This window comes from Aeromonas hydrophila subsp. hydrophila ATCC 7966, from assembly GCF_000014805.1.
Lineage (GTDB): Bacteria > Pseudomonadota > Gammaproteobacteria > Enterobacterales > Aeromonadaceae > Aeromonas > Aeromonas hydrophila.
This window is the reverse complement of record NC_008570.1, coordinates 3,405,734-3,428,878: the sequence shown is the minus strand read 5'-3', so window position 1 is coordinate 3,428,878 and position 23,145 is coordinate 3,405,734. Positions and strand designations below refer to the sequence as shown.

The 23,145-nt window shown below is 61.1% G+C and carries 21 protein-coding genes and 2 tRNA genes; 11 read left to right on the top strand and 12 right to left on the bottom strand.

The window, feature by feature from the left end; translation table 11 throughout:
- Positions 1-50 precede the first annotated feature (50 nt).
- The 4 genes from crr to cysK all read right to left on the bottom strand — a co-directional run bounded on the left by crr (position 51) and on the right by cysK (position 4,044).
- The gene (gene crr, locus AHA_RS15390) at positions 51-560 is read right to left on the bottom strand and encodes a PTS glucose transporter subunit IIA (RefSeq protein WP_005303134.1); all 510 of its coding nucleotides are present in this window, start codon (positions 558-560) and stop codon (positions 51-53) included.
- Between the two features lie 43 nt (positions 561-603).
- Complete coding sequence (gene ptsI / locus AHA_RS15385) at positions 604-2,331, bottom strand: phosphoenolpyruvate-protein phosphotransferase PtsI (protein WP_011706834.1); 1,728 nt, start codon at positions 2,329-2,331, stop codon at positions 604-606.
- A gap of 44 nt (positions 2,332-2,375) precedes the next feature.
- A complete protein-coding gene (locus AHA_RS15380; RefSeq protein WP_005303128.1) occupies positions 2,376-2,633 on the bottom strand; it encodes an HPr family phosphocarrier protein in 258 nt (85 codons plus the stop codon).
- A 442-nt stretch (positions 2,634-3,075) separates the two neighbouring features.
- The gene (cysK, locus tag AHA_RS15375; protein WP_011706833.1) at positions 3,076-4,044 is read right to left on the bottom strand and encodes a cysteine synthase A; all 969 of its coding nucleotides are present in this window, start codon (positions 4,042-4,044) and stop codon (positions 3,076-3,078) included.
- Positions 4,045-4,211: 167 nt separating this feature from the next.
- On the opposite strand from cysK, the gene AHA_RS15370 reads away from it, so the two are divergent.
- The 3 genes from AHA_RS15370 to AHA_RS15360 are packed head-to-tail and all read left to right on the top strand — an operon-like array spanning position 4,212 to position 7,398.
- Positions 4,212-5,054, top strand: coding sequence for an AAA family ATPase (locus AHA_RS15370; RefSeq protein ID WP_011706832.1), 843 nt, complete (start codon positions 4,212-4,214; stop codon positions 5,052-5,054).
- 3 nt (positions 5,055-5,057) lie between these two features.
- A complete protein-coding gene (locus tag AHA_RS15365; protein WP_011706831.1) occupies positions 5,058-6,221 on the top strand; it encodes a vWA domain-containing protein in 1,164 nt (387 codons plus the stop codon).
- A gap of 55 nt (positions 6,222-6,276) precedes the next feature.
- Positions 6,277-7,398, top strand: a complete 1,122-nt coding sequence (locus AHA_RS15360; protein WP_011706830.1) for a beta-ketoacyl-ACP synthase III — start codon at positions 6,277-6,279, stop codon at positions 7,396-7,398.
- A 63-nt stretch (positions 7,399-7,461) separates the two neighbouring features.
- Here AHA_RS15360 and tsaA read toward each other — a convergent pair whose 3' ends face one another.
- Positions 7,462-8,169: a tRNA (N6-threonylcarbamoyladenosine(37)-N6)-methyltransferase TrmO gene (gene tsaA / locus AHA_RS15355; protein WP_011706829.1), complete on the bottom strand. Its 708-nt coding sequence runs from the start codon at positions 8,167-8,169 to the stop codon at positions 7,462-7,464.
- A gap of 247 nt (positions 8,170-8,416) precedes the next feature.
- Between tsaA and AHA_RS15350 the strand changes: the two genes are divergently transcribed.
- Positions 8,417-9,397 carry an NAD-dependent epimerase/dehydratase family protein gene (locus tag AHA_RS15350; RefSeq protein ID WP_011706828.1) on the top strand — a complete coding sequence of 327 codons (981 nt, stop codon included), beginning with the start codon at positions 8,417-8,419 and terminating at the stop codon, positions 9,395-9,397.
- Positions 9,398-9,467: 70 nt separating this feature from the next.
- On the opposite strand, the gene AHA_RS15345 is transcribed toward AHA_RS15350, so the two are convergent.
- From AHA_RS15345 to cydD, 4 genes are all read right to left on the bottom strand, one after another.
- Positions 9,468-9,860: a DUF488 domain-containing protein gene (locus tag AHA_RS15345; protein WP_011706827.1), complete on the bottom strand. Its 393-nt coding sequence runs from the start codon at positions 9,858-9,860 to the stop codon at positions 9,468-9,470.
- A gap of 22 nt (positions 9,861-9,882) precedes the next feature.
- Complete coding sequence (rcsF, locus tag AHA_RS15340) at positions 9,883-10,254, bottom strand: Rcs stress response system protein RcsF (protein WP_010633326.1); 372 nt, start codon at positions 10,252-10,254, stop codon at positions 9,883-9,885.
- Between the two features lie 253 nt (positions 10,255-10,507).
- Positions 10,508-12,253 carry a heme ABC transporter ATP-binding protein/permease CydC gene (gene cydC / locus AHA_RS15335; RefSeq protein ID WP_011706826.1) on the bottom strand — a complete coding sequence of 582 codons (1,746 nt, stop codon included), beginning with the start codon at positions 12,251-12,253 and terminating at the stop codon, positions 10,508-10,510.
- Positions 12,246-14,015 carry a heme ABC transporter permease/ATP-binding protein CydD gene (gene cydD / locus AHA_RS15330; protein WP_011706825.1) on the bottom strand — a complete coding sequence of 590 codons (1,770 nt, stop codon included), beginning with the start codon at positions 14,013-14,015 and terminating at the stop codon, positions 12,246-12,248. Before cydD ends, cydC begins: the two co-directional genes overlap by 8 nt.
- Positions 14,016-14,216: 201 nt before the next feature.
- Between cydD and AHA_RS15325 the strand changes: the two genes are divergently transcribed.
- Both AHA_RS15325 and AHA_RS15320 read left to right on the top strand, forming a co-directional pair.
- Positions 14,217-14,290 (top strand) — tRNA-Gly (locus AHA_RS15325).
- 94 nt (positions 14,291-14,384) lie between these two features.
- Positions 14,385-14,459: transfer RNA gene (locus tag AHA_RS15320), tRNA-Gly, on the top strand.
- Between the two features lie 145 nt (positions 14,460-14,604).
- Here AHA_RS15320 and arcA read toward each other — a convergent pair.
- Positions 14,605-15,324 (bottom strand): two-component system response regulator ArcA, encoded by a 720-nt coding sequence (gene arcA, locus AHA_RS15315; protein WP_011706824.1) that lies wholly within the window; start codon positions 15,322-15,324, stop codon positions 14,605-14,607.
- Between the two features lie 376 nt (positions 15,325-15,700).
- Here arcA and AHA_RS15310 point away from each other — a divergent pair, with 376 nt between their 5' ends.
- A complete protein-coding gene (locus tag AHA_RS15310) occupies positions 15,701-16,117 on the top strand; it encodes a DUF3293 domain-containing protein (protein WP_011706823.1) in 417 nt (138 codons plus the stop codon).
- 42 nt (positions 16,118-16,159) lie between these two features.
- A complete protein-coding gene (locus AHA_RS15305) occupies positions 16,160-16,639 on the top strand; it encodes a putative 4-hydroxy-4-methyl-2-oxoglutarate aldolase (RefSeq protein WP_011706822.1) in 480 nt (159 codons plus the stop codon).
- A gap of 5 nt (positions 16,640-16,644) precedes the next feature.
- Here AHA_RS15305 and AHA_RS15300 read toward each other — a convergent pair whose 3' ends face one another.
- Positions 16,645-17,121, bottom strand: a complete 477-nt coding sequence (locus AHA_RS15300; RefSeq protein ID WP_011706821.1) for a hypothetical protein — start codon at positions 17,119-17,121, stop codon at positions 16,645-16,647.
- Positions 17,122-17,293: 172 nt separating this feature from the next.
- Here AHA_RS15300 and AHA_RS15295 point away from each other — a divergent pair, with 172 nt between their 5' ends.
- On the top strand, positions 17,294-17,692 hold the full coding sequence (locus tag AHA_RS15295) for an META domain-containing protein (RefSeq protein ID WP_115586420.1): 399 nt from the start codon (positions 17,294-17,296) through the stop codon (positions 17,690-17,692).
- Positions 17,693-17,807: 115 nt separating this feature from the next.
- Here the strand turns inward: AHA_RS15295 and aceK are convergent, their stop codons facing one another.
- On the bottom strand, positions 17,808-19,535 hold the full coding sequence (gene aceK, locus AHA_RS15290) for a bifunctional isocitrate dehydrogenase kinase/phosphatase (protein WP_011706819.1): 1,728 nt from the start codon (positions 19,533-19,535) through the stop codon (positions 17,808-17,810).
- A gap of 195 nt (positions 19,536-19,730) precedes the next feature.
- Between aceK and AHA_RS15285 the strand changes: the two genes are divergently transcribed.
- Positions 19,731-20,423: a tRNA/rRNA methyltransferase gene (locus AHA_RS15285; RefSeq protein ID WP_011706818.1), complete on the top strand. Its 693-nt coding sequence runs from the start codon at positions 19,731-19,733 to the stop codon at positions 20,421-20,423.
- A gap of 260 nt (positions 20,424-20,683) precedes the next feature.
- Positions 20,684-23,143: a bifunctional aspartate kinase/homoserine dehydrogenase I gene (gene thrA / locus AHA_RS15280; RefSeq protein ID WP_011706816.1), complete on the top strand. Its 2,460-nt coding sequence runs from the start codon at positions 20,684-20,686 to the stop codon at positions 23,141-23,143.
- Positions 23,144-23,145: the final 2 nt, after the last annotated feature.

The following is a 23,145-nucleotide window of genomic DNA, read 5'->3' as shown; positions in this document are numbered from 1 at the left end:
CCAGGGCTTCGGTTTTTTGTTGCGGCGACGGGCGCTCGGCCCATGCGGCCTTATTTCTTGATGCGGATCACCGGGGTCTCGCCCACGGTCACGGCCCCCGTCATCTTCACCAGCTCTTTGATCTCGTCCATGTTGGAGATGACCACCGGAGTCAGGGTAGATTTGGCTTTTGCTTCCAGAACGGCCAGATCGAACTCGATGATGGTGTCACCGCGCTTGACCTGTTGACCTTCCTGGGCGATGCGCTTGAAGCCTTCGCCTTTCAGTTCAACGGTGTCGATACCGAAGTGAACGAACAGCTCGATACCAGAGTCGGATTCCAGCGAGAACGCGTGGTTGGTCTCGAAGATCTTGCCGATGGTGCCGTCGCACGGAGCAACCATCTTGTTGCCAGCCGGCTTGATGGCGATGCCGTCGCCGACGATCTTCTCGGCGAAGACTACGTCGGGCACATCTTCGATCGGTACGATTTCGCCTGACAGCGGGGCAAAAATTTCGATGCCGCCGGTATCAGAACTGTCATCGGAAACCAGTTTCTTCAGTTTATCAAACAGACCCATAGTAAAAGCTCCTAGAGATGATTGTCGCTGTTTGCAGCCGATCTTAGCAGACTGCCTTCTGCTTAATAAAGTTATCTACACAGGCTTCGATTTCGGCGGCGGTGGCAAAGCTCAGCGCTTGATCAGCCATGGCCTTCACATCTTCGAAGTTGGTGTTGCGGATAAGCTTCTTGATACGCGGTACAGAGATGGCGCTCATGGAGAACTCATCCAGACCCATACCCAGCAGCAGCAGGGTGGCACGCTCGTCACCAGCCAGTTCACCACACATACCGGTCCACTTGCCTTCGGCGTGGGATGCATCGATAACCATCTTGATCAGCGTCAGGACGGAGGGTGACAGCGGGTTGTACATGGCGGAAATCATCTCGTTACCACGGTCGACAGCCAGGGTGTACTGGGTCAGGTCGTTGGTACCGATACTGAAGAAATCCACTTCCTTGGCCAGATGATGAGCCATCACGGCAGCGGCCGGGGTCTCGATCATGATACCCACTTCGATGGATTCATCAAAGGCTTTGCCTTCGGCACGCAGTTCGGCTTTCAGCGTCTCTACGGTAGCCTTCAGGCTGCGGAACTCTTCGACAGAGATGATCATCGGGAACATGATGCGCAGTTTGCCGAAGGCAGACGCACGCAGGATGGCCCGCAGCTGGGCGTGCATGATGTCGGCGCGATCGAAGAAGATCCGCACGGCACGCCAGCCCAGGAAGGGGTTCATCTCTTTCGGGAAATTCATGTAGGGCAGTTCTTTGTCGCCGCCGATGTCCATGGTACGCACGATGATCGGCTGATCCGGCATCGCTTCGGCCACTTCTTTGTAGGCTTTGAACTGCTCGTCTTCGGTCGGCAGCGCGTCACGGTCCATGAACAGGAACTCGGTACGGTACAGACCCACGCCTTCGGCGCCGTTGCGGATGGCACCTTCGGTATCCTTGACGGTACCGATGTTGGCGCACACTTCGACCTGATGGCCATCGAGGGTGATGGCAGGCAGATCTTTGAGCTTGGCCAGTTCATCTTTCTCGGCCTGGAACTGGGCCTGGAATTGCTTGGCTTCGTTCAGCTGTTCGGCAGTCGGATTGATGATGATCTGGTTGTTGATCGCGTCCAGCACCAGCACGTCACCATTCTTGACGCGCTCGGTGATGTCGTTGGTACCCACGATGGCCGGCAGCTCCAGGGAGCGGGCCATGATGGAGGTGTGGGAAGTACGGCCACCGATGTCGGTGACGAAACCCAGCACGTATTTCAGGTTGATCTGAGCGGTTTCGGACGGGGTCAGGTCTTTGGCGACCAGGATCACCTCTTCGTCGATGGTGCTCAGGTTGACAACGGCGATGCCCAGTACGTTCTTGACCAGACGGGTACCGATGTCACGGAAGTCGGTGGCGCGCTCACGCAGATAGGGGTCATCCAGCTCGGCCATCATCTTCGCGTACTGCTCGATGACCTCGTAGATGGCCTTGTCAGCGGTGGCCTTGTTGTCTTTGATGAAGGATCTGATATCCCCTTCCAGCTCTTCATCTTCGAGCAGCATGATGTGGCCTTCGAAGATGGCCTCTTTTTCTTCACCGAAGGTGCGACCGGCCATCTCTTTGATGGCTTCCAGCTGTGCGGCTGACTTGGTGCGGGCTTCGAGGAAGCGGTTGATTTCGGCATCAATCTGTTCGGCAGCAATTTTGCCCTGATTGATAACGATTTCATCTTCTTTCAGAAGAAGCGCCTTGCCGAATGCGATACCGGGGGACGCAAGAATGCCAGATATCATAATCCTTCCTATTAAAACGACTGTGGGGGAGGAATAAAGCTGGATTACTCCAGCTCGTCCATCAGGGCAACCAGCTTCTCAACGGCTTTCTGAGCGTCCGGGCCGTCGGCCTGGATGGTCACGTTGGTACCTTTGGTCAGGCCCAGGGTCTGCAGCTTGAACAGGCTCTTGGCGCTGGCGGATTTGCCACCGGAGACCACAGTGATCTCGCTTTGGAATTCTTTGGCTTCTTTCACGAACTGAGCTGCCGGACGGGTGTGCAGGCCGTTTTCAGCAGTAATAACAACAGACTTCTCGTACATGGTTTCACCCCATATTATTGATATTTTTTGGTGTGAGGGACGCTTTTGACGCTTCCTTCTCGCACCGTGTCAGTATGGATATGTTGTAAAGTAACGAAATCAGACCTGCAATGGTTTAATCCAGGTCAATTTTCTGTGCAGTATTCGGTGTCTGCCTCAACTCTTTTCTGTTATCGCTCTACAAGCCGCGTCAATGCTGGCTTGAAATTATTTTATAACGAAAAATAACACTTTGTTACTTTGTGATACCTAGTCGGCAAACACCTCGTGACGCGGCACAGGATATGAGATTTATCACAGAATGTCTGCTTTTTTTGTCGCTGGGTTGCTTGTTATTTTACCCCGAAAAATAAGGGGTCGACTGGCGCTGCCAAGTGCTCAGTCTAGCTCATAAAGAAACGGCGCTCCTGGGAGCGCCGTTGTTTTGAAATAATCCGATCACTTATTGCTGGAGTTCCTGCTCGCTGAACACCCCGGCAAACAGGGCGCTGGAGAGGTAACGCTCGGCGGCGCTCGGCAGAATGACGACGATGGTCTTGTCGGCAAACTCCGGCAGCTCGGCGAGGCGGGCTGCGGCCACCACGGCGGCGCCTGAGCTGATCCCGGCCAGGATCCCTTCCTCTTCCATCAGGCGGCGAGCCATCTCGATGGCGTCATCGCTGTTCACCTGCTCGACGCGGTCCAGCAAGGTCAGGTCCAGGTTGCCCGGGATGAAACCGGCACCGATACCCTGGATCTTGTGGGGTCCCGGTTTGATTTCAAGGCCGGCCAGACGCTGGCTGATCACCGGTGATTCGCTTGGCTCGACGGCGACGGAGACCACCGCCTTGCCCTTGGTCTGTTTCAGGTAGCGGGAGACACCCGTGATGGTGCCGCCGGTGCCGACGCCAGCCACGAACACATCCACCTGACCATCGGTGGCATCCCAGATCTCGGGGCCGGTGGTCTTCTCGTGGATTTCCGGGTTGGCGGGGTTTTCAAACTGTTGCAGCAGCACGTATTTGCCCGGCTCGGATTCGAGGATCTCGTTGGCCTTGGCAATGGCGCCCTTCATGCCGAGCGGCCCTTCGGTCAGCACCAGATTGGCGCCGAGTGCCTTGAGCAGCTTGCGGCGCTCCAGGCTCATGGTGGCCGGCATGGTCAATGTGATGGGATAGCCACGGGCGGCGGCCACGAAGGCCAGAGCAATACCCGTGTTACCGCTGGTGGGTTCGATGATCTCCTTGCCCTTGGTCAGGACGCCGCGTTTCTCGGCATCCCAGATCAGGTTGGCGCCGATGCGGCACTTGACGCTGAAGCTCGGGTTACGGCTCTCAATCTTGGCCAGCACGCGGCCCTTGGTAACACGGTTGAGACGAACCAGCGGGGTGTGACCTATGGTCTGGCTGTTGTCCTCAAAAATTTTGCTCATGGTGCTATCCCTGTTTGTTACGGCGATGAAACAAGATTACCCTGTGGTTTCTGAATGAGAAGTGACGATTTGTTATAACAATATGTTATTACAAGATATAGAGCTTATTCTTTCTTATTGAGGCCTCGATCTCAAAAAGGTCTCTCATCGTCAAAGGAATGGACGTTATGGGATTTGCAGGAAGCGATCGCTATCTCGCCTCTGAATCGCTCAAGATGGCGGTCAATGCTGCCATCGTGCTGGAAAAACCTTTGCTTATCAAAGGGGAACCCGGCACAGGCAAGACCGAGCTGGCCGAAGCGGTGGCTCGCCATCTGGGCACCGAGCTGATTGCCTGGCACATCAAATCCACTACCAAGGCCCAGCAGGGGCTCTACGAATATGATGCGGTGGCCAGGCTGCGCGACTCCCAGCTCGGCGACCCCAGGGTAGGGGAGATCAGCCACTACATCCGTCGTGGCAAGCTGTGGCAGGCCTTCACCGCCGACCAGCGCCCGGTGCTGCTCATCGATGAAATCGACAAGGCGGACATCGAGTTCCCCAACGATCTGCTGCAGGAGCTGGATCGGATGGAGTTCGACGTCTACGAGACCGGTGAGCGAGTCAAGGCCCAGCAGAGGCCGGTGGTCATCATCACCTCCAACAACGAGAAGGAGCTGCCGGACGCCTTCCTGCGCCGTTGCTTCTTCCACTACATCCGCTTCCCCGACAAGGCCGAGATGCAGGCCATCGTCAAGCTCCACTACCCCGACCTCAAGGAGAGCCTGCTCGGTGAGGCGATGGATCTCTTCTTCGAGCTGCGCGAGGTAGAGGGGCTGCGCAAGAAGCCGTCCACCTCGGAGCTGCTGGACTGGATCCGGTTGCTCTTGGCCGATGACATTGCCCCCGAGGCGATGCGTGCCCGCGAGCCAGGCAAACTGGTGCCCGCCCTCTACGGCGCCCTGCTCAAGACCGAGCAGGACCTGCATCTGTTTGAGAAGCTCGCCTTTCTGGCCCGACGCGGCAGCTGACTCATGCTGATCGACTTCTTTACTCACCTGCGCCGCCACAAGCTCCCCTGCAGTCTGCGCGAACTGCTGGACTTGCACGCGGCGCTGGCAGCCCGGCTGGCCAGCCTCGACATGGACGAGTTCTACCAGCTCTCCCGCTGCCTGCTGGTGAAAGACGAGGCCCACTACGATCGCTTCGATCGCGCCTTCGCCGAGTATTACGAGGGGTTGGCCGTCATCCCCCTGTTGCCGGAGAGTCTGCCCGAGGAGTGGCTGCGCCAGGAGTTCGGGCGGCTATTGAGCGCCGAGGAGAAGGCGTTGCTCAAATCCCTCGGCGGGCTCGACCAGCTGCTGGCGACCCTCAACCAGCGGTTAAGCGAGCAGAAGGAGCGTCACGCCGGCGGCAACAAGTGGGTGGGTACGGGAGGCAGCAGCCCGTTCGGCCACGGCGGTTTTCACCCGGAAGGAGTGCGCATGGGGGGAGAGGGCCAGCATGGCAAGGCGGTCAAGGTGTGGGAGGCAAGGCATTACCGCAACTTCAGCGATGATTCCCCGCTGGGACAGCGGGCCATCCAGCTGGCGCTGCGCAAGCTCAGGCGCTGGGTGCGCAAGGGCAACCCCGACGAGCTGGATCTCGACGACACCATCCAGAGCACGGCCAGACAGGGCTGGCTCGATGTGAAGCTCAGACCCGAGCGCCACAACGGGGTCAAGCTGCTGGTCTTCTTCGATGTAGGGGGCTCCATGGATGCCCACGTGGCCGAAGTGCAGCGCCTCTTCTCGGCCCTGCGCCACGAGTTCAAGCATCTGGAGTACTTCTATTTTCACAACTGTCTCTACGACTTCGTCTGGCAGGACAACGCCCGCCGGCACGAGGCGCGCTTCGATACCCTGCGTCTGCTGCGTACCTACGGCAGCGATTACAAGGTGATCCTGGTGGGGGATGCCACCATGGGCCCCTACGAGATCACCTGGCCCGGCGGCAGCGTCGAGTATTGGAACGAGGAGGCCGGCCAGGTGTGGCTGGCCCGCCTGCAGCAGCACTTTCCCAAGCTGGTGTGGATCAACCCCACCCCGCGCCGGGAGTGGCTCTGGCACCCCTCCATCAAGCTGATGAACGAATTGATCGGCGGGCGCATGCACCCGCTGACCCTGGCGGGTCTGGCTGCGGCCATCGACCAGCTGTGACCCTCTCTACCTGAACAGACCAACAAGCCGGGAGTGAACCCGGCGAGGAGCAAAGATGACCTCTATCGTGATCAGTGGCTCAGGCCTCTATACCCCTCCCTTTGCCGTCAGCAATGAAGAACTGGTGGCCGCCTTCAACCAGTATGTGGATCTCTACAACGAGGAGAACGCCTCCGCCATCGACGCCGGCCAGCTCCCCGCCAAGCAGCATTCGAGCAGCGAGTTCATCGAGAAGGCCTCCGGCATCAAGAGCCGTTATCTGGTGAGCAAGGAGGGGGTGCTGGATCCCGACATCATGCAGCCGCTGCTGCCCGAGCGACCCGATGACAAGCCCTCCATCATGGTGGAGATGGCGGTGGCCGCCGCCGAGCAGGCGCTGATCGCCGCCGGTCGCGAGCCAGGCGAGATCGATCTGGTCATCGTCGCCGCCTCCAACATGCCGCGCCCCTATCCGGCTCTCTCCATCGAGCTGCAGCACTATCTGGGGGCGAGCGGCATGGCGTTTGACATGAACGTGGCCTGCTCCTCTGCCACCTTCGGCATCAAGACGGCGGCAGACATGCTGGCGGCCGGCAGCGCCCGATTGGCGCTGGTGGTCAACCCGGAGATCTGCTCTGGGCACCTCAACTTCCGCGATCGGGACAGTCACTTCATCTTCGGCGACGCCTGTACCGCCATGCTGCTGGAGCGGGAGGCCGATTGCAAGGTGGCCAACCCCTGGCAACTGGTGGCCAGCAAGCTGGTGACCCAGTACTCCAACAACATCCGCAACAACTTCGGCTTCCTGAACCGGCTCAGTCCGCGCACCCGCTACGGCGATGACAAGCTGTTTCGCCAGCAGGGGCGCAAGGTGTTCAAGGAGGTGCTGCCGCTGGTGTGTGACCAGATTGCCGGCCAGCTCGACGAGCAGGGCTGGGCAGCAAACTCCCTGAGCCGGCTTTGGCTCCATCAGGCCAACCTCACCATGAACCAGTTCATTGCCCGCAAGCTGCTCGGTCACGATGCCAGCCAGCAGGAGGCGCCGGTCATTCTCGACAGCTACGGCAACACCAGCTCGGCCGGTTCCATCATTGCGTTCCACCTCCACAACGGCGACCTTCCCGCCGGGGCCCGCGGCGTGCTCTGCTCGTTCGGGGCCGGTTACTCCATCGGCAGCCTGCTGCTCACCCGTTTGTAAGGGGGGCCTAGCCGCGGCAAGCAACAAAAAACCACCCGAACGGGTGGTTTTTTTATGGCTGGCTCACTGGGCCGGCTCGATGGCGAGCACCAGGCAACTGGGCTCGCTGATGCGAAAGCGTACGTTGCAGTCAAACAGCCTGACGCCGTACTCCTTGTCGTCCGGCTTGCCCTTCTTGTAGGCGGGGCGCGGATCCTGGGCCAGCACTTCGCTCACCAGCAGACGCAGCTCGGGGTGGGCCTTGAGCCAGGGTTGCAGCTGCTGTTCCGCCTCGGGGCTGAAATTCACCGCCAGCGGCGGGGTGGGGGCATCGGGGGCGAACCCGCCGCGAGCATCCGGCAGGCTATCGGCATACGGGATATAGGGCTTGATGTCGACGATGGGAGTGCCATCGAGCAGGTCCACCGCCCCCAGCTCGAGCCAGAGTTTGCCGCGCTCACGACCGACCCCGTGCAGCTCGACCACCGAGAGGCCGAGCGGGTTGGGGCGAAAGGTGGAGCGGGTGGCGAACACCCCGACCCGCTCGTTGCCGCCCAGGCGCGGCGGGCGCACCGTCGGGTGCCAGCCCTGCGCCATGGTCTGGTGAAACACGAAGCTGAGCCAGAGGTGGGAGAATTGCTCGATGCCGCGCAGTACGTCCGGCTGATCGTAGGGAGGCCGCAGCTCGAGGCGGGCGCGGGCCGATTTGACCAGACCAGGCTGGCGCGGGATGGCGAACTTCTCCTTGTAGGGAGAACGGATGATACCCAGGGTGTCGATTTCGAACTTCATGGCGGATCCTGACTGAAAACCCCGGCAATGTAGCACAGCGGCCCTCAAAACGCAGGCTTGCCCGCCGGCCGGTGGCTGTCTGCTTGCCGTGATCCCGCTCCCATCCCGGCCGCTTCGGGGCTGTATCGCGCCGCCAAGTTGCGTAGGGTGGGCGCAGGATGAGTGAACGGCGCGTCCGCCAGCAGGGCGGCTCGCTACAACCGGCGTGACCGCAGGAGAGGGGCCGCGCCGCACAGGAGAGACAGGGATGAAACTGCTGATCATCGGCGGCACCGGTTTTTTGGGCCGCCATCTCACTGCGCTGGCGCTGGACTGGGGCCACGAGGTGACCTTGTTCAATCGTGGCCGACGCCAGCACCCGGACTGGCGCGAGCTCAGCCAGCTGCAGGGGGACCGGGATCAGGACCTGACCCCGCTGCATCGCTATCAGGGAAGCTGGGATCTGGCCATCGACACTTGCTGCTATCGTCCCGAACAGGCGGCGAGCCTCTCGGCCGCCCTGCTCGGGCACTGCGAGCGATTGATCTTCATCTCCACCATCAGCGTCTATCAGGACTTCGCCCAGCCCGGGCAGGACGAGTCGGCGCCGCTGCACGAGATTGCCGAGGGGGAGATGCCGGAGGATTACGGCCCCCTCAAGGTGCTGTGCGAGGCCACGTATCGGGCCCGTTGGGGCGAGCGGCTTTGCATCTTGCGCCCAGGTGTCTTGTGCGGCCCCCATGATCCCACCGGTCGGCTGGCCTGGTGGGTGAAGCGGGTGCAGCAGGGCGGCCCCTGGCTGCTGCCGGGGCAGGGGGAAGACCGGCTGCAATATCTGGACGTGCGCGACTGCGCCGAGTTCGTGCTGCGGGCCGCCGAGCAGCAATTGAGCGGCACCTTCAATCTGGTCAAGCCCGGTATCGCACTGAACGACTGGGTGGATCGTCTGGCCGCCAGGCTGGCTCCTGCGACCCCGCTCGTGCCGGAGTGGGCGCCCTGGCCCGCGCTGCTGGCCGCCGGGGTGGAGCCCTGGCAGAGCTATCCGACCCTGTTGCCCAATGAGCAGCCCGAATATGCCGGTTATGGTCGTATCAGCGCCGAGGCGGCCATTGTGCAGGGCCTCAATTTTCGGCCGCTGGAGGAGACAGTGGCTGATGTGGCCGAGTGGCTGGCCGGCGCGCCGGACGCTGTGGTGGCCGCTGGCATCACGGCCGAGCAGGAGACGCGGCTGCGTCAGCTTGTCCGCTAGAGGCCGGCAAGTGCCGCAGCAAAGCAAAAGGGCATCGAGAGATGCCCTTTTCTTTTCGGCGTGAGCGTAGCTACTCGGTGCGCATGGCGGCGCCGGCGGCGGTCAGTTGCTCGCGCAAGATGGCGCGATGACAGCGGGACTCCTGCTCGCAGTAACAGCCCACCGACAGGTTGGTTGTGTGGGAGAGGGCGGCCAGCAGCGCCAGATCGTGCCTGGCTGCCGGGGTTGCCAGCTCGGCCTTGTACTGTTTGCAGAAGGCGCTCCACTGGGCGGGCGTCTCGGCAGCCTGGCCCAGCTTCATGGTGTCGTTGCTGGGGGCGAGATTGGGGAACCAGACGTCGTACCAATCTTGGCTGGCAAACTCGGTTTTCGGCACGCCGCGGGGCGGGCGACGCACGGTGCCGATCCGCAGTCCCTCGTCGGGCAGGCGGGGCGTGCCGAGGCGAACGATGGCCAGTGCCATGCAGGCTCCTTGCAGTTGACGCTTATTTCTCGGTGGCGACTTTCAGCGCCTGGCCGTAGCAGATCACCTGCTTCAGGCAGCCCGGGGTGTCGCTGAATTCGGCGCACTTGTCGAAGGTGACGCCGTTGCCGCCCATGTCGGCCACGCGGCGGCGGGCCAGGGTACGGGCCTCGCCGGCGTTGGGGATCGGCTGCTTGGCATCGCTCTGGCAGGACTCCCCTTCGACGGTGCCGAGGTAGAGGTAGTTGAGATCGGCCAGCTGGCCCTGTTCATAGATCTGAACGCTGCCCGGCTTGAAGTACTCGTCGAAGTTCTCTTTGTCCAGATTGCTGTTGAAGGCAAAGTCGGCGCAGCCGGAGGCAATCAGGGGCATCATCAGGATCAGGCGTTTCATCGTCTCGTATCTTGTGTCGGTGATGAGGACAGTAGCAAGGCGCAGGCGCTCCATGTCGGCATCTTGTGGAATAACGAAGGGGCCATTATAGGGGCCAGTCGACGGTGTCGACCAGCCCCATTTTTAGCCGTATGGGCGGGGTGTGACCAGGATCCGGCCGTGTGTTGCCCGTGCAGCTTCACGCTGCCGGCAAAGATGACTGGCCTGGTGTCATGAGAGAGGGGCGCACCGGGCGCCCCTCTCTCGTTGCTCATCAGGCCGGCGCCAGCCGCTGATGCAGGCTGCGATAGTAGTCGTCCGCCAGCAGCGTCTGATGGGGGGCGCAGAGGCGGATCTGCCCCTCTTCCATCAGGGCGATCCGGTCCATCTGCTCCAGCCCCAGCAAACGGTGGGAGATGAGCAGCAGGGTGCGATCCGATCCCAGCTTGAACAGCAGATCCATGATCTCCCGCTCGGTCTGGCTGTCGAGCCCCTCGGTCGGCTCATCCAGCAGCCAGAGCGGCGCATCGTGCAGCAGGGCGCGGGCGATGCCGATGCGGCGGCGCTCGCCACCGGAGAGCGGCCGCCCGCCATCCCCCAGCCAGGCATCGAGCCCGCTGTCGCTGTGGCCGTTGTCATCTTCCAGCAGGTTGGCGAGGCCGACCTGGGTCAGCACCTGCACCAGCTGCTCGTCACTGGCATGGGGGGCGGCCAGCTTGAGGTTGCCGCGCAGGGTATCGGCAAACAGGTGCACCCGCTGGCTCACCACCGAGAGGGAGGCGCGCAGCGCCCCTTCGCTGTAGTCGGTGAGCGGCTTGCCATCGAGCAGGATCTTGCCGGCCTGCGGGTTCCATTCGCGGGTCAGCAATCCCATCAGGGTCGATTTGCCGCAGCCGGTCTGGCCCAGCAGCGCCAGTTTTTCGCCGGCCTGCAACTGCAGGGTGCAGCCGCGCAGCACCGGCTGCGGGTTGCCTGGGTAGCTGAAGTAGAGGTCGCTTATCTGCAGCGTTCCCTGTGGTGCGTGGCGCTCTTCGTGGCCCCACTCGGGGGCCTTGGCCTCCTGCAGGATCTCGTTGAGGCGGCGGGCCGAGGTGAGGCTGGTGGAGAGGTGCTGGAAGGCACCGGCCAGCGGCATCAGCGCCTCGAAGCTGGCCAGGGTGGCGAACACCATCAGTGCCGTGATGGGGTCCGGCGCGGCGCCTGCCACCCCGTGACCGGCCAGCCACAGCATCAGGGTGAGGGTCCAGCCGCTCAGCAGTTGCACCGAGCAGTTGGCCAGCCCGCTCACCCGGGCCATGCGGGCCTGGGCCTGGATCAGCGCCTGTTCGGCCTGCTGCAGTTCGTCGCGCGCCCGGGGGGCGGCGGCAAACATCTGCAGCTCGGCCTGGCCGTCCAGATAGTCCACCAGACGGGTACGCAGGTTGGACTTCTCGGCGATCAGCTGGCGACCGGGCTGGCGGCCAAGGAAGTAGAACACCAGCGGCAGGGCCAGCATGCCGAACAGCAGGATGGCGCCCAGTATCAGGGCCAGGTCGGCATCGAACAGCGAGAGGAAGAACACCAGACCGGCGGTGCTGAGCAAGGCCGCACCGATGGGAGTGACCAGCCGCAGGTAGACGTGGTCCATGGCGTCGATGTCGGCCACCAGCCGGTTGAGCAGATCCGCCTGGCGAAAGCCTGCGAGGGCGCCGGTGGAGAGTGGCGAGAGCTTTTGCCAGAACCAGACCCGCAACCGGGTCAGCACCCGGAAGGTGGCGTCGTGGCTCACCACCCGCTCACCCCAGCGGCCGGCAGTGCGGATGATGGAGAAGAAGCGTACCCCGCCAGCCGGCGTCATGTAGTTGAAGGTGTCGCGACTGGCGACCGCCATCCCCGCCACGGCGGCGGCGGAGAGGAACCAGCCGGAGAGCGACAGCAGTCCCATCCCGGCGACCAGGGTCACCAGGGCCAGCAGCAGGCCGAGGGAGAGGCTCAGCCAGTGCTGGCGATAGAGGCGCAGAAACGGCAAGAGATCAGTCATCGAGAGAACCCTCGTTACGTTGGGAGAGCAGGCGGGCGAACGGCCCCTGCGCGGTACTCAGTTGCTGGAAGCTGCCCTGCTCCACCAGCTTGCCACGCTCTAGCACCAGGATCTGGTCCATCTTGGTGAGCTGGTCGATGCGGTGGGTGATCATCAGCAGGGTCTGGCCTGCTGCGGCTTGTTCGAGCGTGGTCATGATGGCTCGCTCGGAGTGGCGATCCAGGCTGGCGGTCGGCTCGTCCAGCACCATCAGCTGGGTGGACTTGAGCAGGGTACGAGCCAGGGCTAGGCGCTGGGCCTGGCCGACCGAGAGGCCGCCGGCCTGATCCCCCACCGCATAATCGAGCCCCTTCTCCATGGCAAACTCCCACGCCTGAGCCCGTTTCAGGGCCTCCTCCAGTTCGCTGTCACTGGCGGATGGGTTGGCAAGCAACAGGTTGTCGCGCAGCGAGGCATGGAACAGCTGCGGGTTCTGGGAGAGCCAGCCCAGCTGGCGGCGCCACTGGCTCATGTCGAGGCTGGCCAGCTCCTGGCCGTTGACCTTGAGCTCGCCGCGATAGGGGGCAAAGCCGAGCAGGGCGTTGACCAGCGAACTCTTGCCGGCGCCGCTGATGCCGATGAGGGCGGTGCGCGAGCCGGACGCCAGGGTGAAGTCGATGGGACCGACCAGCACCTTGCCCTCGGCGCTCAGCACTTCAAGGCCTTTGGCTTCTACCCTGATGGGGGCGTCGGCATGAAACGGCGCATGGCCTGAGGCGGGTTCCGTCACCTCGGCTTCGAGGAACTCCAGCAGCTGTTCGGCGGCGCCGATGGCCTGCGCCTTGGCGTGGTAGTGGGCGCCGAGTTCACGCAGCGGGGCGTAGAACTCGGGGGCCAGAAACAGCACGAACAGGCCGGTAAAGAGGGTGACCTTGCTGCCATAGTGGCCAAAGTTCAGGTGATCGATATAGGAGAAACCGAAGTAGACGGCCACCAGCGCCACCGAGAGGGCGGCGAAGAACTCCAGCACGGCGGTGCTGAGGAAGGCAAGGCGCAGCACCTCCATGGTGCGTTCGCGAAAATCTTCCGACGCATCGCGAATGGCATCCCCTTCCGCCTGGGTGCGCATGAACAGCTGCAAAGTACGCAGCCCCTTCAGGCGATCGAGGAAGTGGCCGGAGAGACGGGCCAGCGCCTGGAAGTTGCGGCGGTTGGCATCGGCGGCGCCGACTCCTACCAGGATCATGAAGAGGGGAATGAGGGGCGCCGTGCCCAGCAGGATCAGGCCAGCGGCCCAGTTGACCGGGAACACGGCCACCAGGATCACCACCGGAATGAACACAGCAATCGCCATCTGCGGCAGATAGCGGGAGAAGAAATCCTGCATGTTTTCAATCTGCTCCAGCAGCAGGCTGGCCCAGCTGCCGGCCGGTCGACGCTGGATGTAAGCCGGTCCCAACCGGCCGAGGCGGGTGAGCACCAGCTCGCGGATGGCCTGGCGCACCGCGCTGCCAGCCTTGAAGCTGGCCACTTCACGGCCATAGGCCAGCACCGCCTTGCCGAGGGTGACCAGCAGCAGGGTGATGAAGAGGGGAATGGATTGCGCCGGCGTGGTGCCCTCGATGATGAAACCGTGCAGCAGGGTGGCCAGCAGCCAGGCCTGTGCCACCATCAGGATGCCCTGACCCAGGCCAAAGCCGATGGAGAGGCCGATCCAGCGCCGGCCGTGGCTCGATTGATTGCGCAACCAGCCATAGAGTCGTTTTTGCGTTTTTTTATCCATTACCACCATCCTCGCGTCGAGTGGCGCAAGACTATCCTCGCCCCCCAGGCTTGGCAACCTTGTAAATTCCGGCTTGTGAAAACGGTTGATTGAAAAAGCGGCGTGCTGCTCATTAGTTGGTCGAACAGATTGATTTACGGTAAAAAACCGTATCGAGGTGATTGCGCTCGGCGGCAAAATGCATATAGTAGAGGCCCTGACGCGGGTGTAGTTCAATGGTAGAACGGTAGCTTCCCAAGCTGCATACGTGGGTTCGATTCCCATCACCCGCTCCAAATTCCAGATAACGGTCAATGCCGTTGTCACCTCAGCCGAAACGGCTGTCTGTCGTGGGGTTTCCCCATCACACCAAGCAAGTTTTGATGCCAGGCGGGCATCGTATAATGGCTATTACCTCAGCCTTCCAAGCTGATGATGCGGGTTCGATTCCCGCTGCCCGCTCCAGCCTTCATGCAAAAAGCCCACTCCTGCGAGTGGGCTTTTTGTTGTCTGTTTTTTGATGTCGGCGAGAGTGCCAGCTTGACCAAGTTGAATGGCGCAGAAATGGAAAAGGCGCCATCGGCGCCTTTTCAACTCGGGGGAGGGAGGATTACTCCTGCTCCAGCTCGCCGCAGAAGCGATAGCCTTCGCCGTGGATGGTGGCGATGATCTCCGGAGTGTCGTTGACGCTCTCGAAGTGCTTGCGGATGCGGCGGATGGTGACATCCACGGTGCGGTCGTGGGGCTTGAGCTCACGGCCGGTCATCTTCTTGAGCAGCTCGGCGCGGGTCTGGATCTGGCCCGGGTTTTCGCAGAAGTGCAGCATGGCGCGGAATTCGGAGCGCGGCAGCTTGAACATGTCGCCAGCCGGGCTGACCAGGGCGCGGCTGTTGATGTCCAGTGCCCAGCCGTTGAACAGGTAACGCTCCACCAGCTTCTTCTCTTCACCACCGGCGGCCACGTTCATGGTGCGGCTCAGCAGGTTGCGGGCACGGATGGTCAGCTCACGGGGGTTGAACGGCTTGGTGATGTAATCGTCGGCACCGATCTCCAGACCCAGGATCTTGTCCACTTCGTTGTCACGACCCGTCAGGAACATCAGGGCGATGTTGTCGTCCTCACGCAGCTCGCGTGCCAGCAGCAGGCCATTCTTGCCCGGCAGGTTGATGTCCATGATCACCAGATTGATGGTGTGGGAAGTCAGAGCCTGATGCATCTCGTCGCCATTGTTGGCTTCGAGCACGATATAGCCCTCTGCCTCGAAGATGCTTTTCAGGGTATTGCGAGTGACCAGTTCGTCTTCGACGATCAGAATGTGTGGTGTTTGCATGAGTATTCCCAGATTCTTATCAGTTAGTTATCTAAATTTTAACACTCTTTGGCGTTACCCGACCGGTCCTGAAAATTTATTACGTCATCCTGGGTATGAATGTCAGGTCGGATTATCGCGAATTTGGCATCAGCGTTGGCAAACATCCCTGTGCCACACATAGGCTCTCAATAAGTCTGATCGAGAGAAGCCTGGAAAGGTAGTCCATTACAAAAGTGGCTGCATTTTATCAGTTAACAGGCGCATAACAACACTCTTTGCCGTCAGATAGCAACTTTTTAACTCTGGTTTGATATAGGTCAAACCCTGAGTTCACAGCATGATACTTGGGGTTGCCCCCATTTTCGCCCCTATAAAATGTAATGGAATGTAACATGTGGTTGACATGAATTTGTGGGAAAACTACAGAAAAATCTGCTTTATTGCACCTTTTTCGGCGCCGAAATGGCCTGCCTACGCCATTGTGACGGCCTGGAATCCTGCCAGTCGCCAGCTGGGAATGCGTCGCAATACCCGCCATCAGCGGGCCCTGTGGCGGGCCATTGCGGCGGTTCCTCGCTGGCAGGTGATGGGGCCTTGCCGGGGCAGTTCGCTGGATGAAAGCTGGCAGGAGTCGTCGCTGCTGCTGGCCTCCACGCGCAGCGAGGCTATCCAACTGGCGGCCCGCTTTGGCCAGAATGCCATCTACTGGGTGGAGCAGGGGGAGCTCTGGCTGTTGCCGGTGTTGCTGGCGGGGGAGCCACACCATCTGGGCAGAATTGAATCCCACTGGATTGTCAGGGACTCTGTTTGATGAAAGAATGAGCTAATTCATGTCCATGGAAGGAAACTTATGATGCTGGATCTACTGCCTGATCTCTGTGACGAGTACGGCGATGCTCTGCAGGTGGCTGAGCCGCTGTTTCAAAATTTTGGTGGCAAGGCGCTGTTTCACGGCCAGGCGGTCACTCTCTCCTGTTATGAGGACAACAGCCTGGTGCGGGAGCTGGTCAACCGGCCCGGGCAGGGGCGGGTGATGGTGATCGATGGCGGTGGCTCCCTGCGCCGCGCCCTGCTCGGTGATCAGCTGGCGATCAAGGCGGCGGAGCAGGGCTGGGAAGGCATCGTGATCTATGGCGCCGTGCGCGACGTGGGCACGCTGGCGACACTGGCGCTGGGGGTCAAGGCATTGGCGCCCTGTCCGGTCAAAACCGAGAAGCGGGGACAAGGGGAACTGGATGCCGTGGTGTCGTTTGCCGGGGTGACCATACATCCGGGTGACTACGTCTACGCCGATCTCAACGGCGTGCTGGTGAGCGCCACCCGGCTGATCTGATCCCGCTAGAAGTTGAAGCCGACCCCGACGCTGAGGGATTGTTCGGTGCTAAAGGCGCTGACACCGTAGTTGGCAGTGATGGCCAGTTGCGGGGTCAGCAGCAGGCTGGTGTTGAGCTCCAGCAGGGTGTTGGGCTTGTTCACTTCCAGCTGTTTGAGCTGGCTGCCGATGTTGAGCATGGGGGAGAGCTGATAGCGCACCCCCGAGCTCAGGTTGTAGCCGGATTGCTCGCTGCTGGGGCCGATGGCCGGGCCTGCTTCCATGTAGAGGCTGACGCCATCGTGCAGCGGATACTGATAGCCGGTATTGATGAGCCAGAGATCGAAACTGTCGTTGTGATGAGTCTGATTGCCGAGCAGCACGCCGGAGTAACTCTTGACGTAGAGCTGGCTGTTGGCGTCGTTCTTGAGGAAATCCCAGTCGGCGGCCTGAGCGGTAAGGCTGAGGCATGAGACGAGTGCGATGACGGATGATTTGACCATTCTTTTCCCCTCCCTGGGTCCGGAACAGGAATACAAGCATGGCACATGCCAGCTGGTAGTAAAGGGAACCCCGATCACAATAAAACAGTTTTGATTTGCTCCGCTCTCATGATACACAGGCCCCCATCACCATGTTTCTTCCCCTATTTTGCTGATATCAAGAGGTGAACCCATGAACAAAAAACTGACTCTGCTGGCCGTACTGGCCCTGGGAGGCTGCGCCATGGCAACTGGTTCCAAGCTGACTCAACTGCAAGCTTCCACCTGGCAACTGCAAGGGGCGAGCGGCGACACCTTCACCCTGCAAGTCGCCGGTGACAAGGTAGCGGGCAAGGGCGGCTGCAACCGCTATTTCGGCGCCATCACCCAGCAGGGTGACGGTGTGCTGGCGCTGGGCCCCATGGGTTCGACCCGCATGATGTGCATGGGCGATCTGGCCGGCAAGGAGATGCTCTATCTGCAGAAGCTGGAGAAAGTGGCTAGCTTCCAGATCAGCGGTCAGCAGCTGGTATTGAGCGACACCAACAAGGCGGCGCTGCTCACCTTCGACGCCATGCCTGCCGCCAAGTAACTGACGGTTTTGTCAGGGGCTGTCGTAGCGTGAGCTGACGGCCCAACGCAAAAGGGACGCCACGGCGTCCCTTTTGCTATTTGCACTCCCTTTTGCAACTGGGCTCCCGGATAGGCTAGCCCCCCCGCTGAAACTTGAAGCGCTTCTTGCGCCGATAGGGATAGACATCCTCGAATACCCCCTCCTTGATGTTGCTCTGCAGCATCTTCCAGTAGTTGGCATCAAACAGCTCCTTGTGCAGCTGCATCATGATGTCGCGCACCTGCGGCTTTTGCAGCAAGAAGGTGGCGAACTCTTCGGGGAAGATGTCGTTGGGGGCCACCGAGTACCAGGGTTCGGCACTCCACTCATCCTCGGGATAGCGCGGCGGCGGGATCTGGCGGAAGTTGCACTCCGTCATGTAGCAGATCTCGTCGTAGTCGTAGAACACCACCCGGCCGTGACGGGTGACCCCGAAGTTCTTGAACAGCATGTCGCCCGGAAAGATGTTGGCCGCCGCCAGCTGCTTGATGGCGTTGCCATACTCCTCCAGCGCGAGCCGGGTCTGCTGCTCGTCCGCCTTGTCCAGATAGAGGTTGAGCGGGATCATCTTGCGTTCGGTGTAGAGGTGCTTGATCACCAGCTTGTCGTCGGTGAGGGTCAGCGCAGACGGGGCCACCGTCTTGAGCTCGGCCAGCAGCTCCGGCGAGATACGATCGAGGGGAAACTCGAAGTTGGTGAACTCCTGGGTATCGGCCATTCGGCCCACCCGGTCGTGCTGTTTTACCAGCCGGTATTTCGCCTTCACCTGTTCGTGGCTCACGTCCTTGGGGGGCGTGAACTCGTCTTTGATCACCTTGAACACCACGTCATAGGAGGGGAGGGTAAACACGCTCATCACCATCCCCTTGATGCCCGGCGCGATGACGAACTGCTCCCGGCTCTGGGCCAGGTGCTGCTGATAGTGGCGATAGAGCTCGGTCTTGCCGTGCTTCTGGCAACCGATGGCGTTGTAGATCTCATAGTCCGGCTTGTGGGGCATGATCTGGCGCAGAAACAGCACAAACAGCGCTGGCATGGGGGCATAGACCATGAAGTAGGCGCGGGCGAAGCCGAACACGATGGAGGCAAGCTCAGGCTCGAAGATGACGGTGTCCACATAGATGCTCTGACCGGTACTGAGCAGCGGCAGGATGAAGGGGAAGACCTGCCCCTTGACCCGGATCAGCCCCACCAGATAGGCCCCCTTGTTGCGGTAGAACACCTCCTTGAGCAGCTCGATGGCGAACGGCTCATCGTGCAGGATGGCCGGCCCGTTCTCGGCAAGATGGCGCTGGATGTCGACAATATCCCGCTGTTTGTCCTCATAGGGCAGGGTGAAGCTGTAATCCCCCAGCAGTTGGCTCAGGGTCTGCGGCAGGTGGGCAAGATCGGTGCGATAGATGCGCAGCAGGGCGCTCAGGTCGGGGTGCTCCCCCCGGCTGCGAAACGGGTGGATATAGAGGTTCTCGTCGCGAATGTTGCGATGGCGGAAGATACGGCGATAGACGGAGTTGAAGAAGGACTCCGCCACCTCGAAGTTCTCGCACTTGGGCAGCAGATCGCTGAATGCCCCCTTCACCTGCTTGAGCAGGGCCTGGCTCGGCAGGGTTGCCCCCATCATCTGCTTGATCAGCGCCGTGGTGGCGCCGACGTGATGATCGTAGAGGCGAATACGCTCGCGCCCGGCGAGCTGCACCCCCAGCCAGTCGCTGTTCTCGAAGCGGCTCTTGCTGCCCTGGGTGATTTCGAGAAACCGGCTGTAAAACGACTCGAAGCGTTGCAGAATCGTCTCGGCGACGGCCTGTTCCAATGGCTGCTGCATCTCTCTCTTCCTTGTGATCTGTCGGGCCGATGGCGCCTGGGATTGGCTGCAATTTGTTCACATTCCCGGCCACTATGGCAACATTCAAACGTCTGTTCAAGTGGCAATTTTCGGGTGAAAACGGTAGATTGCGCCCCTGTTTTGCCGATGATCCGCTGTTGTTTGCGCGTTCGGCCCTGCCCAGGAGAAAACCCGATGAAACTCTATTTTGTGCTGGTGGCCCCCGCCCGCCCGGCCAACGTTGGCGCTGCCGCCCGCGCCATGAAAACCATGGGCTTTGATGCCATGCGACTGGTGGCAAGCCGGGTGCACGAAGAGGAGGAGGCGAGCTGGGTGGCCCATGGTGCACAGGAGGTCCTGACCCAGGCCGAGGCGTTCGACACCCTGGAAGAGGCGCTGGCCGACATGGATCTGGTGGTGGCCACCACCGCCCGCCAGCGCGGTCGTTATCAGCACTACCTCACGCCGGCCGAGATCCGTGACCAGATCAAGGCCAAGCCGTCGCTGGACAAGGTCGCCATCGTGTTTGGCTGCGAGGAGTCAGGGCTCTCCAACGAGCAGCTGGCCCAGGTCGACCTCATCAGCTATCTGCCGCTCAAGGTGAGCTACCCGTCCCTGAACCTGGGGCAGGCGATCATGCTGTACGCCTACGAGCTGAGCCAGTTGCTCGATGAGCCCGAGGTGCTAGCAGAAAATGTTGATAACGCCGGACAGGTTCGGGTGCTTAAAAGCAAAACAGCAGAAATTCTCGGTGATCTCGGGGTTTCTCAGGATGAAAAACTGCATCAGTGGGTGATGGACCGAGTGCCCATGCTGCCGCAGCGGGATTTGAATATGCTCCACCTGCTCTGCAAAGACCTTGCCCGCAAACTTGGCAAAGAGGTTTAGGTTGACAGCGCTGCGCCCGGCGCGGTATTGCTAAAAGCCAGCTTCGTTCAAGAGTGTTCGTCATGCAGTTATTCACCAATGTCATCACCACCACCATTATTACCGGTACCACCACAGGTGGCACTGGGGCCGGTTGATGCGCTGACGAACAAGCACAGAAATCAGAAAAGGCCCGTACCCACCCAGTACGGGCCTTTTTGTTGGATGATTTTCAGAACCATTTTCGGGCAAATTTGCAAAGATCACAGGGAGAGAAAGCGATGAGAGTGTTGAAGTTTGGCGGGTCGTCACTGGCCGATGCAGAGCGTTTTTTACGGGTCGCCGATATCGCGGTGAATACCCACGGCCAATCCCAGGTTGCCCTGGTGCTGTCGGCACCGGCCAAGGTGACCAACCACCTGGTGGCACTGGTAGAGCAGACCAGCCGCGGCATGGATGCCAGCAGCACATTGTTCGAGATCAACGGCATCTTCTCCCGCCTGCTGGCCGGCTTGAAGGCAGCCTATCCGGCGCTGGATGACAAGGCGCTGCAGGCTCGCTTGACCAGCGAACTGGATCAGGTGGAGCGGCTGATGCAAGGCATCCGCCTGCTGGGGCTCTGCCCGGACAATGTGCAGGCCCGCATCCTGAGCCGGGGCGAGAACCTCTCCATCGCCTTTATGCACGAGCTGCTGCGGGTGCGCGGCCTTGAGCTGGACATCATAGTACCGGAGCAGCTGCTGGTGACCGACGGCGGCTACCTGGAGGCTCACGTCGACATCGAAGCCTCCCGCCTGCGCTTCGCCGCCAAGGGCCTGCGCTCCGACTGTCTCTACCTGATGCCGGGCTTTACCGGTGGCAGCGACAAGGGTGAGACCGTGCTGCTCGGCCGTAACGGCTCCGATTACTCCGCCGCCGTGCTGGCCGCCTGCGTCGATGCCGAGTGCTGCGAGATCTGGACCGACGTTGAGGGCTGCTACAACTGCGACCCGCGCCTGGTGCCGGATGCCTATCTGCTGAAAACCCTCTCCTACAAGGAGGCGATGGAGCTCTCCTACTTCGGTGCCAAGGTATTGCACCCGAAAACCATCGCGCCGGTGGCCCAGTTCCACATTCCCTGCCTCATCAAGAACAGTTTCAACCCGCAAGGGCCGGGCACCCTCATCGGCGTCGAGCAGGGGGATGATGACCTGAAAGTGAAGGCCATCTCGGATCTTTCCGGCATGTGCATGTTCAACGTCTCCGGCCCCGGCATGAAGGGCATGGTGGGCATGGCTGGCCGCATCTTCTCCGCCGTCTCCCGCGCCGGGGTCAGCATCGTCCTCATCACCCAATCCTCCTCCGAGTACAGCGTCAGCTTCTGTATCCACAGCTATGACTGCGACAAGACCCGCAAGGTGCTGGAGCGCGAGTTCGAGCTGGAGTTCAAGAACCAGCTGCTGGATCCGCTGGAGATCATGCAGGATCTGGCGATCATCTCCCTCATCGGTGATGGCATGCGCACCTCCAAGGGGATGGCGGCCCGCTTCTTCACCTCGCTGGCTCAGGCCTCCATCAATATCGTCGCCATCGCCCAGGGTTCGAGCGAGCGCTCCATCTCTGCAGTGGTGCGGGATCGCAAGGTGGCCGAAGCCATCAAGGCATGCCACCAGAACTTCTTCGGCAGCCAGCAGTTCATCGATCTCTTCGTGGTCGGCGTCGGCGGTGTCGGCGCGGCGCTGGTGGATCAGATTGCCCGCCAGCAGCCGGTATTGGCCGAGCAGGGCACCGGTCTGCGGGTGGTGGGCATCGCCAACAGCCGCCAGATGGCGGTCAACAAGGATGGGCTGAACCTCGCCAACTGGCGTGAACAGCTGGTGGAAGCCCGTGACAGCTTCAGCCTGGAAGCGGTGCAAAAGCTGGTGGAAGAGAGCCACCTCATCAACCCGGTGATCGTCGACTGCACCTCCAGCGAGGCCATTGCCGTCCAGTACGCCGACTTCCTCGCCGCCGGTTTCCACGTGGTTACCCCGAACAAGAAGGCCAATACCGGGTCGCTCGATTACTACAAGGCGCTGCGTCGCACCGCCCGTCAGACCCGTCGCAAGTTCCTGTACGAGACCAACGTGGGCGCCGGCCTGCCGGTCATCGAGAACCTGCAGAACCTGATCAAGGCTGGCGACAAGCTGCGTGCCTTCGACGGCGTGCTGTCCGGTTCGCTCTCCTTTATCTTCGGCAAGCTGGATGAGGGTATGGCTTTCTCCGACGCCACCAAGATTGCCCGTGGCAACGGCTTTACCGAGCCGGATCCGCGCGACGATCTCAACGGCATGGACGTGGCCCGCAAGCTGCTCATTCTGGCTCGCGAGGCCGGCATGGCGCTGGAGCTCTCCGACGTGGAAGTGGAGCAGGCGCTGCCGCCGGGCTTTGACGTGAGTGGCGACGTGGAAGCCTTTATGGCCCGCCTGCCGGAGGCTGACGGCTGGTTCCGCGATCAGTTCGCGGCCGCTCAAGCTCAGGGCAAGGTGCTGCGCTACGTGGGTTCCATCGAGGGTGGCAAGTGCAAGGTCGCCATCAAGGCGGTCGGTGCCGACGAGCCGCTGTTCAAGGTCAAAGACGGGGAGAACGCGCTCGCCTTCTTCTCTACCTACTACCAGCCGATCCCGCTGGTGCTGCGCGGCTATGGCGCCGGCACCGAAGTGACCGCCGCGGGCGTCTTTGCCGACGTGCTGCGTACCCAGAACTGGAAGCAGGAGTTGTAAGC

Coding starts and splice junctions, on each gene's coding strand:
- AHA_RS15295 (WP_115586420.1), top strand. CDS start 17,294: ATGAACAAAAAACTGACTCTGCTGGCCGTACTGGCCCTGGGAGGCTGC.
- AHA_RS15380 (WP_005303128.1), bottom strand. CDS start 2,633: ATGTACGAGAAGTCTGTTGTTATTACTGCTGAAAACGGCCTGCACACC.
- AHA_RS15370 (WP_011706832.1), top strand. CDS start 4,212: ATGGGATTTGCAGGAAGCGATCGCTATCTCGCCTCTGAATCGCTCAAG.
- ptsI (WP_011706834.1), bottom strand. CDS start 2,331: ATGATATCTGGCATTCTTGCGTCCCCCGGTATCGCATTCGGCAAGGCG.
- cydC (WP_011706826.1), bottom strand. CDS start 12,253: ATGACTGATCTCTTGCCGTTTCTGCGCCTCTATCGCCAGCACTGGCTG.
- AHA_RS15365 (WP_011706831.1), top strand. CDS start 5,058: ATGCTGATCGACTTCTTTACTCACCTGCGCCGCCACAAGCTCCCCTGC.
- AHA_RS15300 (WP_011706821.1), bottom strand. CDS start 17,121: ATGGTCAAATCATCCGTCATCGCACTCGTCTCATGCCTCAGCCTTACC.
- AHA_RS15360 (WP_011706830.1), top strand. CDS start 6,277: ATGACCTCTATCGTGATCAGTGGCTCAGGCCTCTATACCCCTCCCTTT.
- AHA_RS15345 (WP_011706827.1), bottom strand. CDS start 9,860: ATGGCACTGGCCATCGTTCGCCTCGGCACGCCCCGCCTGCCCGACGAG.
- rcsF (WP_010633326.1), bottom strand. CDS start 10,254: ATGAAACGCCTGATCCTGATGATGCCCCTGATTGCCTCCGGCTGCGCC.
- cysK (WP_011706833.1), bottom strand. CDS start 4,044: ATGAGCAAAATTTTTGAGGACAACAGCCAGACCATAGGTCACACCCCG.
- AHA_RS15305 (WP_011706822.1), top strand. CDS start 16,160: ATGCTGGATCTACTGCCTGATCTCTGTGACGAGTACGGCGATGCTCTG.
- tsaA (WP_011706829.1), bottom strand. CDS start 8,169: ATGAAGTTCGAAATCGACACCCTGGGTATCATCCGTTCTCCCTACAAG.
- cydD (WP_011706825.1), bottom strand. CDS start 14,015: ATGGATAAAAAAACGCAAAAACGACTCTATGGCTGGTTGCGCAATCAA.
- aceK (WP_011706819.1), bottom strand. CDS start 19,535: ATGCAGCAGCCATTGGAACAGGCCGTCGCCGAGACGATTCTGCAACGC.
- arcA (WP_011706824.1), bottom strand. CDS start 15,324: ATGCAAACACCACACATTCTGATCGTCGAAGACGAACTGGTCACTCGC.
- AHA_RS15350 (WP_011706828.1), top strand. CDS start 8,417: ATGAAACTGCTGATCATCGGCGGCACCGGTTTTTTGGGCCGCCATCTC.
- thrA (WP_011706816.1), top strand. CDS start 20,684: ATGAGAGTGTTGAAGTTTGGCGGGTCGTCACTGGCCGATGCAGAGCGT.
- crr (WP_005303134.1), bottom strand. CDS start 560: ATGGGTCTGTTTGATAAACTGAAGAAACTGGTTTCCGATGACAGTTCT.
- AHA_RS15285 (WP_011706818.1), top strand. CDS start 19,731: ATGAAACTCTATTTTGTGCTGGTGGCCCCCGCCCGCCCGGCCAACGTT.